14 protein-coding genes are annotated in these 15,156 nt (G+C 73.5%); 4 read left to right on the top strand and 10 right to left on the bottom strand.

Going from position 1 to position 15,156, the window contains the following annotated elements; genetic code table 11:
• The 6 genes from WML84_RS00330 to WML84_RS00305 all read right to left on the bottom strand — a co-directional run.
• Positions 1-642: glycosyltransferase (locus WML84_RS00330; RefSeq protein ID WP_347344161.1), on the bottom strand; the 642-nt coding region annotated here is incomplete at its 3' end.
• Between the two features lie 3 nt (positions 643-645).
• Positions 646-2,088, bottom strand: coding sequence for an LCP family protein (locus tag WML84_RS00325; protein ID WP_347344160.1), 1,443 nt, complete (start codon positions 2,086-2,088; stop codon positions 646-648).
• Positions 2,085-2,552: a 5-(carboxyamino)imidazole ribonucleotide mutase gene (purE, locus tag WML84_RS00320; protein ID WP_347344163.1), complete on the bottom strand. Its 468-nt coding sequence runs from the start codon at positions 2,550-2,552 to the stop codon at positions 2,085-2,087. The genes WML84_RS00325 and purE overlap by 4 nt, the downstream gene beginning before the upstream one ends.
• A gap of 114 nt (positions 2,553-2,666) precedes the next feature.
• Positions 2,667-3,794, bottom strand: coding sequence for a 5-(carboxyamino)imidazole ribonucleotide synthase (locus tag WML84_RS00315; protein ID WP_347344159.1), 1,128 nt, complete (start codon positions 3,792-3,794; stop codon positions 2,667-2,669).
• Between the two features lie 51 nt (positions 3,795-3,845).
• Positions 3,846-4,421: a PH domain-containing protein gene (locus WML84_RS00310; RefSeq protein ID WP_347344158.1), complete on the bottom strand. Its 576-nt coding sequence runs from the start codon at positions 4,419-4,421 to the stop codon at positions 3,846-3,848.
• A 51-nt stretch (positions 4,422-4,472) separates the two neighbouring features.
• Positions 4,473-5,255, bottom strand: a complete 783-nt coding sequence (locus tag WML84_RS00305; RefSeq protein WP_347344157.1) for a biotin--[acetyl-CoA-carboxylase] ligase — start codon at positions 5,253-5,255, stop codon at positions 4,473-4,475.
• A 128-nt stretch (positions 5,256-5,383) separates the two neighbouring features.
• Here WML84_RS00305 and WML84_RS00300 point away from each other — a divergent pair, with 128 nt between their 5' ends.
• The gene (locus WML84_RS00300; RefSeq protein ID WP_347344156.1) at positions 5,384-6,982 is read left to right on the top strand and encodes an acyl-CoA carboxylase subunit beta; all 1,599 of its coding nucleotides are present in this window, start codon (positions 5,384-5,386) and stop codon (positions 6,980-6,982) included.
• Positions 6,979-7,233 carry an acyl-CoA carboxylase subunit epsilon gene (locus WML84_RS00295; protein WP_347344155.1) on the top strand — a complete coding sequence of 85 codons (255 nt, stop codon included), beginning with the start codon at positions 6,979-6,981 and terminating at the stop codon, positions 7,231-7,233. Before WML84_RS00300 ends, WML84_RS00295 begins: the two co-directional genes overlap by 4 nt.
• 391 nt (positions 7,234-7,624) lie before the next feature.
• Here the strand turns inward: WML84_RS00295 and WML84_RS00290 are convergent, their stop codons facing one another.
• The 4 genes from WML84_RS00290 to WML84_RS00275 all read right to left on the bottom strand — a co-directional run bounded on the left by WML84_RS00290 (position 7,625) and on the right by WML84_RS00275 (position 12,057).
• Complete coding sequence (locus WML84_RS00290; RefSeq protein WP_347344154.1) at positions 7,625-8,671, bottom strand: hypothetical protein; 1,047 nt, start codon at positions 8,669-8,671, stop codon at positions 7,625-7,627.
• Positions 8,668-9,906: an ATP-binding protein gene (locus tag WML84_RS00285; protein ID WP_347344153.1), complete on the bottom strand. Its 1,239-nt coding sequence runs from the start codon at positions 9,904-9,906 to the stop codon at positions 8,668-8,670. Before WML84_RS00285 ends, WML84_RS00290 begins: the two co-directional genes overlap by 4 nt.
• A complete protein-coding gene (locus tag WML84_RS00280) occupies positions 9,896-10,552 on the bottom strand; it encodes a response regulator transcription factor (protein ID WP_347344152.1) in 657 nt (218 codons plus the stop codon). Before WML84_RS00280 ends, WML84_RS00285 begins: the two co-directional genes overlap by 11 nt.
• Before the next feature lie 197 nt (positions 10,553-10,749).
• Positions 10,750-12,057, bottom strand: a complete 1,308-nt coding sequence (locus WML84_RS00275) for a TRAM domain-containing protein (RefSeq protein ID WP_347344151.1) — start codon at positions 12,055-12,057, stop codon at positions 10,750-10,752.
• Positions 12,058-12,620: 563 nt separating this feature from the next.
• Here WML84_RS00275 and WML84_RS00270 point away from each other — a divergent pair.
• Together WML84_RS00270 and WML84_RS00265 are read left to right on the top strand one after the other, a co-directional pair.
• Positions 12,621-13,274, top strand: a complete 654-nt coding sequence (locus WML84_RS00270; RefSeq protein WP_347344150.1) for a Maf family protein — start codon at positions 12,621-12,623, stop codon at positions 13,272-13,274.
• Positions 13,275-13,351: 77 nt separating this feature from the next.
• The gene (locus tag WML84_RS00265) at positions 13,352-15,118 is read left to right on the top strand and encodes a biotin carboxylase N-terminal domain-containing protein (protein WP_347344149.1); all 1,767 of its coding nucleotides are present in this window, start codon (positions 13,352-13,354) and stop codon (positions 15,116-15,118) included.
• Positions 15,119-15,156 lie beyond the last annotated feature (38 nt).

Below are 15,156 nucleotides of genomic sequence, written 5' to 3'. Positions count from 1 at the left end.
GGCGGCGAACGCGGCGTCCGTCGCGTCCGTCGTCGCGGCGCACAGCACCACGGCGCCCTCCGGGAGGCCGAGCGCACGGCGCCGGCCGATCTCGTCGCCCGGGGTCGCGAAGCCCGCCGGCGCCGCGCCCGGGATGACCCGCACGCGCTCGCCCAGCTTGGCGAGCTCGCGGAGGCGGTCCGCGTGCGCGTGCGTGGGGACGACGACGACGTCGGCGTGGCGCACAACGCGCCGCAGCAGGTTCTTGTGCCAGACCTGGCTCGTGCGCGACAGCGTGTCGGCGGCCTCCCACGGGGTGAGGTCCCACGCGGTGACGACGCACTGGTCGTGATCGTGCACGCGGTCGTGCCGCACGAGCGGGGCGACGAGCGTCGGCGAGTGGATCATGCCCCCGCCGACGCCGGGCGCGATGCCCAGCTGCCAGGCCGCGACGAGCTCGCGCCGCGGCAGGGGCGCGCCGACGACCTCGGCGAGACCGGGGACGTCGTCGAGCTCGGCGCCGGCGGACGGCACCACGGCCGCCACCTCGCACCCGGAGGGCGCCGTGCTCACGAGCGCCCGTGTGAGCTCGCGCGAGACCTCGGCGAGCGGGCCGAGCGGCACCGCCAGCTGATCGAGGATCACCTTCAGCGTCGCGGGCACGGGTCAGCCCTCGGGCGCTTCGGTGGGCGTCGGCGGGTGCAGCACGCTCTGGACGAGCTCGCGGATGTACGCGTAGTCCGGGTCGTACTCGTCGATGCCGCCCTCGGGGGTCAGCTCGATGGTCTGCAGGGGCTGCTCCTTGGCCTTCAGGCCCAGGTCGACGAAGTAGGCGAGCATCGACTGCGGGATGTCGGTCTCGACGATCGCCTGTCCGGCGGCGGCGACCTCGTTGAACCGCGTCAGCACGTTCGACGGGTTGAACTGCGCGAGGATCGCGGCCTGCAGCTGACGCTGGCGTTTCATGCGGTCGAAGTCGCTCGTCGTGTAGCGCGACCGCGCGTACCACTGCGCGGTGTCGCCGTTCATGTGCTGCGCGCCGACCTCGATCCAGCCGATCGCCCAGTCCTCCGCGGGCTCGCCCTCGTAGGAGGGACCGCCGCCCATCGGCAGGCGCTCCTCGACGGTGATGTCCACGCCGCCGAGCGCGTCGATGAGGGCCGCGAAGCCGTGCATGTCGATGAAGACGTAGTACGGGATCTCGATGCCGAGGATGCCCTCCGCGGCATCCTTCGTCGCCTCCACGCCGGGGCTGGAGTGGTTCGCCGTCGCCTCGGGGTAGAGCGCGTCGCCGTCGCGGCACACCTCCACCTCGGTGCGGAGCTGGTTGATGCCGCTGTTCCAGCCGCAGTCGTCGTCCTCGTAGCCCTCGTGCGCGTCGGGGTAGAGCTCCTGCATGGGCCCGGCGGCGAACGGGAAGTGCGGCATGTCGCGCGGGATGCCGGTGATCGTCACGGCCCCCGTGTCGGCGTTGACCGACACGACCGAGATGCTGTCGAAGCGCATCGAGTCACGGCCCTCGCCGCTGTCGGCGCCGAGCAGGAGGATGTTGTAGTAGCCGTCCGACGGCGGCACGGTGGGGCCGGTCGCCCCGAAGATCGCGCCCAGCGTGTCGCGCGTGGTGCCGGTGATCTGCGACGCGTAGACGGCGCCGCCGCCGGCGAGGACGAGACCGACGATCGACAGCGCCGCGATCGGCAGTCGCGCGCGGGGGCGTGCCTTGACGAGCCGCACGAGACGGAGGGTGTCGAGGGTGAGCACCGTCCACAGCACCGCGTAGGCGACGAGCAGCACCTGCGCGATGAGGAGCGTGACGCCGTGCGTGGCGACCATGAGGAAGAGCGTGCGCCACAGCGCCCACACGAGCAGCGAGACGACGACGAGCGCCCACATCGTGAGCGTGGCGGCCAGGCCCACGCGGCCCAGCTTGCGGTTGCCCGCGAGCACCTGCGCGGAGCCGGGGATCAGGAGGTTGAGGACGACGAGCCACCAGGCGCGCCGGGTCATGACCTCGGGCGACGAGGTGTCGGGACGCCGCATCGGGCGCTCCTGCGCGAACGCGCCGCCTCCACGCGGCGGCGCCGACCGCGGCGGGCTCGCGACGCTCACAGCGACTCCTTGAGGCGCAGGTTCTTCTCCTCCACCTGCTCCTCGAGCGAGCGGGCGTACTGCTCGACCTTGTCGGCGAGACGCTCGTCGGACGTCGCGAGGATGCGCGCGGCGAGGAGGCCGGCGTTCTTGGCACCGCCGATCGACACGGTCGCGACCGGGATGCCGCCGGGCATCTGCACGATGCTCAGCAGCGAGTCCAGCCCGTCGAGGGTCGCGAGCGGCACCGGCACGCCGATGACGGGGAGCGCGGTCACCGAGGCGAGCATGCCGGGGAGGTGGGCCGCGCCGCCGGCGCCGGCGACGATGACCTTGAGCCCGCGCTCACGCGCGTCGCGTCCGTAGCGGATCAGCTTGTCGGGCGTGCGGTGCGCCGAGACGACCTCGACCTCGTGCGGGATGGCGAAGTCCGAGAGCACCTGCGAGGCGTCGCTCATCACGCGCCAGTCGGAGTCGGATCCCATGACCACGCCGACCAGGGGCTGAGGAGAGGAGTGCAGCGGCCGGTTCACTCGATCAAGGCTACGGCGCACGACTGTGAGATCCCCGCAACGGCGCGGCCTCCGATGTGGGGCCCCTCAGTCGGCGAACAGGGATGCCGCGGCGCGCGCCTCGTACACGACGGCGTCGAGGTCGTCGCCGGCCGCGTTGACGTGGCCCACCTTGCGACCCGGCCGCGGCGCCTTGCCGTACGTGTGCACCTTGACCGCCGGGTGCTCCTCGAACACGCGCGGCAGCCGGTCGGCGAGCGAGTCCTCTGCCGGCCCGCCGAGGATGTTCACCATGACCGACCACGGCGCACGGGGGTCGGGATCGCCCAGCGGCAGGTCGAGGACCGCGCGCAGGTGCTGCTCGAACTGCCCCGTGACGGCGCCGTCCTGGCTCCAGTGGCCGCTGTTGTGCGGACGCATCGCGAGCTCGTTGACCAGCAGCCGGTCGTCGGTCGTCTCGAACAGCTCGACCGCCAGCATCCCGGTCACGCCCAGGCCCTCCGCGATGCCGACGCCGATCTCGGCGGCGACCGCGACGAGCCGCTCGCTCGCGTGCGGTGCGGGCGCGATCACCTCGGCGCACACGCCGTCGCGCTGCACCGTCTCCACGACCGGGTAGGGGCGCAGCTCTCCGGAGGGCCGACGGGCGACCTGCTGCGCGAGCTCGCGCGTGAAGTCGACGAGCTCCTCGACGAGCAGCCGCCCGTCGCCGGAGAGCGCGGCCAGCCAGTCGGCGGCCTCGCCGGCGTCGGCGACGACGCGCACGCCCTTGCCGTCGTAGCCGCCGCGCGGCGTCTTCACGACGGCGCGGCCGCCGTGGGCGTCGACGAAGGCCTGCAGCTGCGCGGCGTCGGCGACGGCCGCCCACTCCGGCTGCGGCATCCCGAGCTCCTCCAGCCGCGCACGCATGCGCAGCTTGTCCTGCGCGAAGGCCAGCGCCGCGGGCCCGGGGTGCACGGCGACGCCGGCGTCGACGAGCGCGGCGAGGACGTCCTGCGGCACGTGCTCGTGGTCGAAGGTGACGACGTCGACGTCGCGCGCGAACGCGAGGACCGTCTCGGCGTCGCGGTAGTCGCCCACCGCGGTGGCGGCGAGGGCCGCCGCCATGCCGGGCTCCTCGGCCAGCACGCGCAGCTCGATGCCGATCTCGACCGCCGGGGCGATCATCATGCGCGCCAGCTGCCCTCCGCCGACGACTCCCACCTTCAGCGACATCGCGCTCCTTCCGTCCTCACCCATCTTCGCCCACGCCGGGGGCGACCGGCGTCAGGAGGCGGGCTGACCGGGGGTGGGGCCTTCGGGCAGGCGCGGGATGCTCTGCGAGTCCCGGTGCGCGATGATCTGGCTCACCTCGACCTGGTCCGCGAGCACCTCGTGCACGAGCGTCACGAGGGGGATGTCGACCAGCCGCAGCGGCGCGTCGACGCCGTTCGAGAGGGTGAGCGTGCCGCAGCCCCACATCCGCTGCAGCGGTCCGCGGCGCTCGGCGATCGTGTAGCCGCGGACGTGACTGAGCTCCGACTGGTGCCGCGCGACCAGCCCGCGCTGCTCGATGATGCGGCGCGTCGTGATCGTGTAGGTGTGCGCGGCCCAGCGCAGGTACGGGATGACGACGAGGAGCAGCACGACGACGGTCGCCGCGGCCCACAGCATCCAGTCGGCGAACGGGGCGGGCAGGTTGCCGGTGAGGTAGCCGACCGCCCCCGACACGGCGATGAGGAGGAGCGCCGACCACAGCAGACGCCGCGCGTGCGGGCGGAAGCGCGCGACCCGTAGCTCGCCCGTGGCGGCCCCCGGAGCGGGGGTGAGCGGACGCCCGATGTACGCGGTCGGCTGGGTCACCCCTCCATTGTGACGCGCCGGGACGGCGTGCGCGGCCCCGGCGCGCCCGGATCAGCGCACGTGGACGACGTCCCCTGCCCCCACTGCGGTCTCGACCCCGAGCGACTCGACGACGAGCCGTCCGTCGGCGTCGAGGCCGACGGCCCGGCCCTCCAGCGCGCCGCCGCCGGGAAGGGCCACCGAGACCTCGGCGCCGATCGTGGCGCAGAGCTCGGCGACCTCGTCGCGCAGGCCGTCCGCCGCGCCGTCGGCGACGGCGAGCGCGGCGACGCGGTCGCGCAGGCCGGTGAGGTAGTCCGCGAGCAGGCGGTCCTCGTCGGCGGTCTCGCCGAGCGCGGCGAACGAGGTCGCGGTGGGCACGGGCAGCTCGGCGGCCGGCATCGCAGTGTTGACCCCCGCGCCGACGACGACCGCCTGCGGGTCGCCCGGGGCGACCTCGGCGAGGATGCCGCAGATCTTGCGGCCGTCGACCAGCACGTCGTTCGGCCACTTGAGGACGACGTCGTGCGCGCCCAGCTGCGTGCGCAGCGCGCGGCACATGGCCGCTCCGGCCGCGAGCGGGATCCAGCCGCGCGCGTGCATCGGCACGGCGCCCGCGCGCAGCAGCACCGAGATCGCGAGCGCGGTGTCGGGCGGTGCGACCCACGTGCGATCGAGCCGCCCGCGTCCGGCGCGCTGGTCGCGCGTGAGCACGACCGACAGGTGCGGGTGCTCGTCCGGCGCGTCGGCGACGGCGCGCAGCAGCAGCGCATTGGTCGAGTCGGTGGTCTCGACGACGTGCAGGCGAGGGCTGACCGCGGCCGCCTCGGGGTACCCCTCCGATGGAATCGACATGCCCGCCACGATACGCGCGGCCCGACCGCACGGCATCCCGGACGGCCCGCGACCCCGTGGAAGCCGACAGCGGATGCCGTGTTCCGTTGTCGCGGGTCGCCACCGCCTGCGCGGAGTCGCTCGCTAGGGTGGAACCCGTGACGGACCAGCCCGACCTCTCAACGACAGCCGGCAAGATCGCCGACCTCCGCGCGCGCTACCAGGAGGCGGTCGTCGACGCCGAGAAGAAGGCGCAGCAGAAGCAGCACGCGAAGGGCAAGCTCACCGCACGCGAGCGCGTCGACATGCTCGTCGACCCGGGCTCGTTCGTCGAGCTCGACGAGTACGTGCGCCACCGCACCGCCGCGTTCGGCATGGATCGCGCGCGCCCCTACGGCGACTCGGTCGTCACCGGCGTCGGCCGCATCCACGGCCGCGTCGTCTGCATCTACGCGCAGGACTTCACGACGTTCGGCGGCTCGCTCGGCGAGGTGGCCGGCGAGAAGATCATCAAGATCATGGAGTTCGCGATGCGCAACGGCATGCCGTGCGTGGGCATCCTCGACTCCGGCGGAGCGCGCATCCAGGAGGGCGTCGTGGCCCTCGGCAAGTACGGCGAGATCTTCCGCCTGAACACCGCCGCATCCGGCGTCATCCCCCAGATCTCGATCATCATGGGCCCCGCGGCCGGCGGCGCGGTCTACTCCCCCGCCCTCACCGACTTCGTCGTCATGGTCGACAAGACGAGCCAGATGTTCGTCACCGGCCCCGACGTCATCAAGACGGTCACCGGCGAGGACGTCGGCATGGAGGAGCTCGGCGGCGCCTACACGCACAACACGCGCTCGGGCGTCGCGCACTACCTGGCCGAGGACGAGGACGACGCGATCGACTACGTGCGATCGCTCCTGGGCTTCCTCCCCGACAACAACATGGCCGAGCTCCCCGACTACGAGCACGAGTTCGAGTGGGAGACGACGGATGCCGACAAGTTCCTGAACACGATCATCCCCGACTCGCCGAACCAGCCCTACGACATCCACCAGGTGATCGGGCACATCGTCGACAGCGCCGACTTCCTCGAGGTGCAGCCGCTGTTCGCGCCGAACATCGTGATCGGCTTCGGCCGCGTCGAAGGCCGCACCGTCGGCATCATCGCGAACCAGCCGTCGCAGATGGCCGGCACCCTCAACATCGAGGCCGGCGAGAAGGCCAGCCGCTTCGTGCGCTTCTGCGACGCGTTCTCGATCCCGATCCTCACGCTCGTCGACGTGCCCGGCTACCTGCCCGGCACCGACCAGGAGTGGACCGGCGTCATCCGCCGCGGCGCGAAGCTGCTGTACGCGTACGCGGAGGCGACCGTGCCGCTGGTGACCGTGATCCTGCGCAAGGCCTACGGCGGCGCGTACATCGTGATGGGCTCGAAGCAGCTCGGCGCCGACGTCAACCTCGCGTGGCCGACCGCCGAGATCGCGGTCATGGGCGGTCAGGGCGCGGTGAACATCCTGTACCGCGGCGAGATCCGCAAGGCCGAGGAGGCCGGCGAGGACGTCGCGGCGGTGCGCACCCGTCTCGCGAACGAGTACACCTACAACGTGGCGTCGCCGTTCCTGGCCGCCGAGCGCGGCGAGCTCGACGCCATCATCGAGCCCGCGCAGACCCGCGTGTACGTCGCGAAGGCGCTCCGGGCGCTGCGCGGCAAGCGCGCGAGCATGCCCGCGAAGAAGCACGGTAACATCCCGCTATGACCCCGGGCAACGCTGCCGAGGACCGCTCCGGCGACCTCGCCGACAAGCCGCTGCACATCGACGTGCTGCGCGGCTCGCCGACGCCCGAGGAGCTCGCGGCGATCGTGGCCGTCGTGACCGAGTCGTACGCGCGCGAGGCGGCCACCGCCGTCGCCGACGACCGGCCGCGACGCACCGGCTGGGAGCTGTCGGCGCGGGGCCTGCGCACGCCGCTGCGTCGCGAGCTCGGCTGGGGCCGGTTCGGCGGCTGACCGGAGGCCGGACGGCGGCCGCGGATCTGTCCCCCGAAATACCTACAGACGAATTCTTCGCGGGCTGGCAATCTAGAAGTGCTGGAACGCTGCTGCGTTCGGTTGGCCCGCCTCTTCTCAGGTCGGGCCGGCCCGCGAGTCGGTTTTCGGGTAACCGCTCGCATGGCGAGGGGCGGGCGGCTTCGCCGCCCCTCGCCTCATCCAGCCCCTCTCCTGGGCCGGCGATGACGCGCGTCACGGCATCACGGATCGCCTCCTGCGCCGGTCGAACGCGGCGTGACGCGCCCGCGCGAACGCGGTGCGGACGGCGGAGGCGAGACGACGGCCCTGCATCCGTCCGACAGGGATGCGGTCGCCCGCGCCCGTGCCGCGACGACCGTCCGGCGCGACGCTACGCGTGCGGGGGCTGCGCGATCTCGTGCCAGAGGTCGACGCTCTCCTCGGCGTCGTCGGCGCTGCGCGAACGCCCCACGACGGTCACCGCGATGCCGTCGTGCGGCGACGTGCGGATGTAGAGGCGGTCGGAGTGCGCCTGGTCGAGGATCCCGGCGAGCTCGGCGCGGATGGTCTGCAGCCCGCGCTCGTCCAGCCCGTCGAGGCCGCCCTCGTCGAGCACCGTGACGCTCGCGCCGCGGCGGCGGGCCGCCTCGAGCCGGCGGCGGACGTCGTCGTCGAGCAGGCCCCGTCCGCGCAGCTCGTCGCGGAGGCTCCCCTCCGCGAGGCGCGCCCGCATCCGCTCGTCGTCGTCCAGCTGTCCGCCCGTCTCGATCGTGCGCGTCAGCACCGGTCCCGCGACGGTGAGCGCGCGCCACACCTGCACGCGGCGCTCGCGGCGACGGCCCTCCTGCGACGCCAGCCACTCCGACGCGTGCCGCTGCACCTCGGTCAGCTCGGCCGTGTCGCGTGCCGCGCGGTCGACGAGCCACGTGAGCAGCTGGGCGACGCCCACCCACACGACCGCGCCGACGGCGCCGAGGGTGAGCGCGTCGAGGAGGCCGATCCAGATGGTCGCGGCGGCGGTCAGCAGCACGACCCCGGTCCATGCGACCCAGGGGCGGCGGCGCACCATGACGATCGCCATGAGGGCCGCGAGGCCGCCCAGGCTCCAGGTCGCGAACGACTCCAGCCGCGACTCCGGGCCGGCGGCGTACCACGTCACGCTCGGGACGACGGCGGCGACGGCGAGCGCCACCGCCGCGGCCCAGCCGGGCAGGACGAAGCGGCGACTGAGCCCCGCGGTGAGGACGGCCGTGGCATCCGGCGCGGCCTGCCGGGCGGGCCAGAAGATGCACAGCCACGTCGTCACGAGATAGATGGCGAGCATGGCGATGAGCAGCAGCGGGTGCGGCACGGGCCGCCAGGCGAGCCCGCCCACCGCGAGGTAGGCCGTGAACGCGACGCCGAGCACGGAGAGGACGGTGCGCACCGACAGCGTCATCGCGGATGCTCCCAGCTCAGCGTGACGACCGTGCCGTGGTCCCCGCTGTCGATCTCGGCGCGTCCCGCGACGGCGGCCATGCGGGCGAAGATCGACGCGCGGATGCCCAGCCGGTCGTCCGCCATGTCGTCGGGGTCGAACCCCTCGCCGGTGTCGCTGACGCGGATCGTGACGCCCCGGTCGGTGCCCTCCACGCGCACGTGCAGGCCCGCGGCGCCCGCGTGCTGCACCGCGTTCGCGATCGCCTGCGTGGCGGCGAGCACGAGGGCCGTCGCGGCCCGTCCCGGCACCGAGGGCGCGTGGTCGGCGATCGCCCGCTCGGCCGTGACGTGCACACGGAACTCGGCGGCGGCGGAGTCGAGGCCGTCGGCGACGGATGCCGGCGAGACCGGCGCGTCAGATCCCTCGCCGGAGTCGCGGTCGGCGTTCGCGAGCCGCGTGAGCGCCTCGCGCGCCATCGAGACCGCGAGGGCGCGCTCACGCGGCGTCGTCGCGCGCTCGGCGGCGATGAGGGCGGCCAGCACGCTGTCGTGCATGAGCGCGGCCACCGCCACCCGCTCCTTCTCCACCGCGTCCGCGGTGGCGGCCTCGGCGTAGGAGCGCACCGCGACCGCGCGCGCGTCGTCGATGCCGACCGAGACCGAGCGCAGCATCCACGCGATCGTCAGCAGGACGTACGCGAGGATCAGCGCGAACATGACGTCCAGGCCCACGCGCACCAGGTTGTCGTCGGTGAAGCCGACCTGCACGAGCCGCACGACGCCGTACATGACCGGCACCAGCGCCGCCCACAGCAGCTGCAGCAGCAGCGGGAAGGCCACCACGGCGGCGACGGTCGCGACGTTGATCAGGTACCAGACCCACGGCGGGCCGGCCGAGTACGCCTCGCGTCCGGCGGTCGCGACCGGCCAGGCCAGCAGCGCGACGGGGTACACGATCGCGAAGATCGCGGAGAAGACGCGCGCCTGGATGCCGGCGACGCACGAGGCGATCATGAGCCCGAGCGGCACGAACACCGCCAGCAGCAGCGCCATGTGCCAGCCCGGGTGCTCTTGGACGGAGGCGAGCGCATTGAAGAACGCCTGCGCCCCGAGCGCCGAGCAGCCCACTCCGACGGCGAGCACGACGATGCGCTCCACGCGCGCTCGCGTGAAGGTCTCGGCGCCCGGCACGCCGAGCGCGGCGGGCCGTCGGACGGCGCGGTCCGCGGGCGCGGTCCCCGTGTCAGCGATCACCGGAGCCCTCGGCGACGAGGCCGTCCTCCATGGCGCGGCGGAGCAGGTCCACCTTGGTGGGGGCGGGGCGGCCGACCTCCACGTACTTGACGCGCACGCGCGTGATGTTCTCCTTCGCGGTGGAGTAGGCGATGCCGAGCCGGTCGGCGACGACCTTCAGCGGGAGGCCCGCCGCATACAGGCGCAGCACGTCGCGCTCGCGGGCCGACAGCTGGGCGCTCGCGAAGGCGCGGTCGCCCTCGATGGCGCTCGCCCACTCGACGTTGTCGAGCGAGTCGCCGCGCGCGACGGTGCTGATGGCCTCGATGACGTCGTCGATGCGCGACGACTTGCTCACCACTCCGGCGGCCCCGGCGACGAGCGCCTCGCGCACGGCCGCGGGCCGGTCGGCGACGCTGTGGATGATGACCGGCGACCCGTCGCGCACGAGGCGCGAGACGTTCTCGGTGACGGTGGTGCCGTCGCCGAGCGTCAGGTCGAGGACGACGACGTCGGCGGGCGGGGCGGCCGAGAACGCACGCCAGTTGAGGTACTCGACGACGCTGCTGCCCGAGAACACCACCTGTTTCGTGGTCGTCCGTGCGCACGCGGCCTCGAGCCCCAGTCGTACCGACTCATGGTCGTCGATGAGAGCCACCCGCGTCATGCGATCAGCTTAGTGCCGGTGCCGTGCGGGAACGGGGAGCGGCGACCGGAGTCGGGCATGCGCTCCGGAGCGCTCCCGGAGGCTTCCGTCCGTGCGCGCGCGGCCGCGGCGACCTCGGGCGACGGCGCGCACTCGGCGAGAGGTTTCCGCGCGGGTGCGAGCGGCCGTCCAACCCCGGTGGCGGGGTCGCCCTCGCGCTAGCCGCGCGGAGCGTCGGCTCGCGTCAGCGCCGCGATCGTCTCGACGTGGTGGGAGTTCGGGAACAGGTCGATCGCGCGCACGCCGTGCGTCTCGTACCCGAGGTCGCGGAAGGTCGCGAGATCCCGCGCGAGGGCCACGGGATCGCACGCCACGTAGACGATCGTCCGCGGCTCCAGCCGGGCGAGGCTCTGCACGACCTCGCGTCCGGCGCCGGCGCGGGGCGGGTCGAGCACGACGACGCCGCGGCGCAGCCGTTCGCGCTGAGCGACGGACGCCGTCTGCTCGACGCCCGCGAGCCAGCGGTCGACGCGGCCGGCGCCGGCGCGCGCGCCGACCCACTCGGCGAGGTTCTCGCCGGCGTGCTCGGTGGCGCGCGGATCGGACTCGACGCTCGTCACGCGCGTCGCAGGGCCGCCGGCCGCGCCCACGGCGGCGGCGAGCAGTCCCACGCCGCCGTAGAGGTCGAGGTGCCAGGCCTCCGGGTCGACGCCGGCGTCGCGGAGGGCGTCGCCCACGGCATCCGTCAACGTCTCGGCGGCAAGCCGGTGCACCTGCCAGAACCCGCCCGCGTCGACGCGGAACGCGCGTCCGCCGGCGCGCTCGACGACGACCTCTCGCGCCGCAGGATCCGCCGGGCCGCGGCGCGACCCGCGCGGGGAGTCCGGGCGGACGACGACGCGCACCCGTCCGTCCGCGGGCTGGACGAGCTCGATGCGGCCGGGCGGCGCCGTGCGCGGCAGGAGGGCGGCGCGCTCCACGCCGGCGGTGGCCAGCGGCAACTCGTCGACCTCGATCACACGATGGCTGCGCGCCGCGAACGGCCCGATGCGGCCGTCCGCGTCGACGTGGAGCCCGACGCGCGTGCGCCAGGCCGTCCCCTCCGTCGTCTCGCCGACGGTGTCGCGGCCGGCGTGCGCCGCCTCGATCGTGACCGGCACGTCGAGCCGGCCGATGCGGCGCAGCGCGTCGTGCACGACCCGCTCCTTGAGCCCGCGCTGATGCTCGAGCGCGATGTGGCCGAAGTCGGCGCCGCCGGGTCGCAGCTCCGGGGGCACGTCGACGTCGGCCTGCCGCCACACATGACGTCGCCGGTGGGGCGAGGCGTCCACGACGTCGACGACCTCGCCGCGCCGGAACCTCCGTGTGTCTGCGGCGCCCGCCCCGGGTTCGTCGAGCCGCACGCGCACGCGCTCGCCCGGGATCGCGTCGGGGACGAACACCACGCGGCCCTCGTGGCGGCCCACGAACACGCCGCCGTGGGCGACGTCGGTGATGTCGAGGTCGATGAGGTCGCCGGCATCCATGCCCACGAGCCTTCCACACCCCGTCCCCCGCCCCGTTGGCGACACCTTCCTGCCGCCGCGCCAGGCCGGATCGGCGACAGGATCCGGTTGGCGACACCATCCTGCTCCGGCCCCGCGCCCTGCCCGGCGACAGGATCCGGTTGGCGACACCTTCCTGCTCTTGCGCCGCGCCCTGCCCGATTGGCGACACCTTCCTGCCGCCGCGCCACGCCGGATCGGCGACACCGTCCGGTTCGGCGCCAGTTCCCTGAGATGGCGCCACATATATGAAGCGCCATCGCAGGAAGATGTAGCCGACCCGCGCCGGAGAGCAGAGAGGAGGCGCCATCGCAGGAAGGTGTCGCCAATCGGACCTGGCCAGACGGAACGAGGGGCTGCGGCGCTCGAGCGAGATCGAGAGGACAACCAGGGCGCTACAGAGAGACCACAGCTCAACACCGCACCACCCGACACCGCACCGCCCGACACCGCACCACCCGACACCGCACCGCCCGACACCGCACACCCGACGCCGCACGCGCCGCGCCGGCGCGGGCCGCGACGCAGCGGCTAGCGTGGGACGCATGCGCGTGTGCCTCGCCTCGACGTCACCGGCTCGCCTCATGCTGCTGCGGCAGGCGGGCATCGAGCCGCTCGTGCGCGCGCCGAGGGTCGACGAGGATGCCGTCGTCGCCGACGTCGAGGCCCGCGAGGGGCGCGTCCTCGCCCCCGACGAGCACGTGCTGCTGCTCGCGCGACGCAAGGCCGCCGACGTCGCCGCGGCGCTCCGGGCCGACGACCCGCACTTCGACGGCATCGTCATCGGCGGCGACTCGATGTTCGAGATCCACGGCGAGGTGCTCGGAAAGCCGCACCTGCCCGAGGTCGCGACGGCGCGCTGGCACGCGATGCGGGGGCGCACCGGCATCCTGCACTCCGGGCACAGCGTGATCCGCGTCGCGCCGGGCGTCGGCGACCGCGAGGTCCACGCCGTCGCCGACGCGTCGGTCTCGTTCGCCGCCGACGTCTCCGACGCCGAGATCGACGCCTACGTCGCCTCCGGCGAGCCGCTGCTGGTCGCCGGCGCCTTCACGATCGACAGCCTCGGCGGGCCCTTCATCGACCGGGTCGACGGCGATCCCTCGACCGTCGTCGGCATGTCGCTGTCGACGGTGCGGCGACTGGCCGCGCAGCTCGGCGTCGTGTGGACCGGGCTGTGGAACCGCGAGCTCTCGTAGACTCCCCCACACGAATTCCCGCGATCTTGTGCGAGTGATCCAAAGCTGTCCGCCGGGTGCTCGCTAGGCTGGCATCCATGCCTGATATCGCCAAGGTGCTGGTCGCCAACCGCGGCGAGATCGCCGTACGCATCATCCGTGCCGCCCGAGACTCCGGGAAGGGCTCGGTCGCCGTCTACGCCGACCAGGATCGCGACGCGATGCACTCCCGGCTCGCCGACGAGGCCTACTCCCTCGACGGCGTCACGAGCGCCGACACGTATCTGTCCATCGAGAAGATCCTCTCCGTCGCGCGACGTTCGGGGGCGGATGCCGTGCACCCCGGCTACGGCTTCCTCGCCGAGAACGCGACGTTCGCGCGCGCCGTCATCGACGCGGGCCTGGTCTGGATCGGCCCGCCGCCCGAGGCCATCGAGGCGCTCGGCGACAAGGTCACCGCGCGCCACGTGGCCGAGAAGGTCGGCGCGCCGCTGGCCCCCGGCTCGCCCGGCCCGGTCTCCGGCGCCGACGAGGTCGTCGCGTTCGCCGAGGAGTTCGGCCTGCCCATCGCGATCAAGGCCGCCTACGGCGGCGGCGGGCGCGGTCTGAAGGTCGCGCGCACGCTCGACGAGGTGCCCGAGCTGTTCGAGTCCGCCACGCGCGAGGCCATCACGGCGTTCGGCCGCGGCGAGTGCTTCGTCGAGAAGTACCTCGACAAGCCGCGCCACGTCGAGACGCAGTGCCTCGCGGATGCCGCGGGCAACGTGGTCGTCGTCTCCACGCGCGACTGCTCGCTGCAGCGCCGCCACCAGAAGCTCGTCGAGGAGGCGCCCGCGCCGTTCCTCTCCGACGCGCAGAACGCGATCCTCTACGAGGCGTCGAAGGCGATCCTCAAGGAGGTCGGCTACGTCGGCGCGGGCACGTGCGAGTTCCTGATCGGCGCCGACGGCACCATCTCGTTCCTCGAGGTCAACACACGACTGCAGGTCGAGCACCCGGTGTCCGAGGAGGTCACCGGCATCGACCTCGTGCGCGAGCAGTTCCGCCTCGCCGAGGGCGGCCTGCTCGACTATGACGACCCCGAGCCGGTCGGCCACTCGATCGAGTTCCGCATCAACGGCGAGGACCCGGGACGCGGCTTCCTCCCCCAGCCCGGGCGCATCCACGTGTTCAAGACGTTCGGCGGCCCCGGCATCCGGCTCGACTCCGGCGTCACCGCCGGCGACTCGGTCTCGGGCGCCTTCGACTCGATGCTCGGGAAGATCATCGTCACCGGGCGCGACCGCGCCGAGGCGCTGGAGCGCTCTCGCCGCGCGCTCGACGAGTTCGAGGTCTCCGGCATGCCGACCGTGCTGCCCTTCCACCGCAAGGTGGTGCGCGACCCCGCGTTCACGGCGGAGGACGGCCGCTTCGGCATCTACACGCGGTGGATCGAGACCGAGTTCGCAGGCGGCATCCCGCCGTGGGACGGCGAGCTCGAGTCGCCCGAGGCGCCGCAGGCGCGCCACACCGTGGTGGTCGAGGTCTCGGGCAAGCGCATCGAGGTGAGCCTCCCCGACCGCATCGCACAGGCCCCCGCGAAGACGGGCCGCCCCGCGGCGGTGCCGCCGTCGCGTCGCACGCACGCCTCGACCGCGATGGCCGGCGCGTCCGGCGACGCGGTGAAGTCGCCGATGCAGGCGACCGTGGTGAAGGTCGCGGTGGCCGAGGGCCAGCAGGTCGTCAAGGGCGACCTCGTGGTGGTGCTCGAGGCGATGAAGATGGAGCAGCCGATCCAGGCCCACAAGGACGGCGTCGTCAGCGCGATCGACGCCGACCCCGGGACCACGGTCTCGGCCGGTCACCGCCTGATGACCATCTCCTGACGGCCCGCGCCCGCTGCCGGGGCGGACGGACGCGGCAT

It is taken from the genome of Microbacterium sp. (genome assembly GCF_039812165.1).
Taxonomy (GTDB): domain Bacteria; phylum Actinomycetota; class Actinomycetes; order Actinomycetales; family Microbacteriaceae; genus Microbacterium.
Note: the sequence above shows the minus strand (reverse complement) of the source record. Positions and strands in the feature narration are given on the sequence as shown.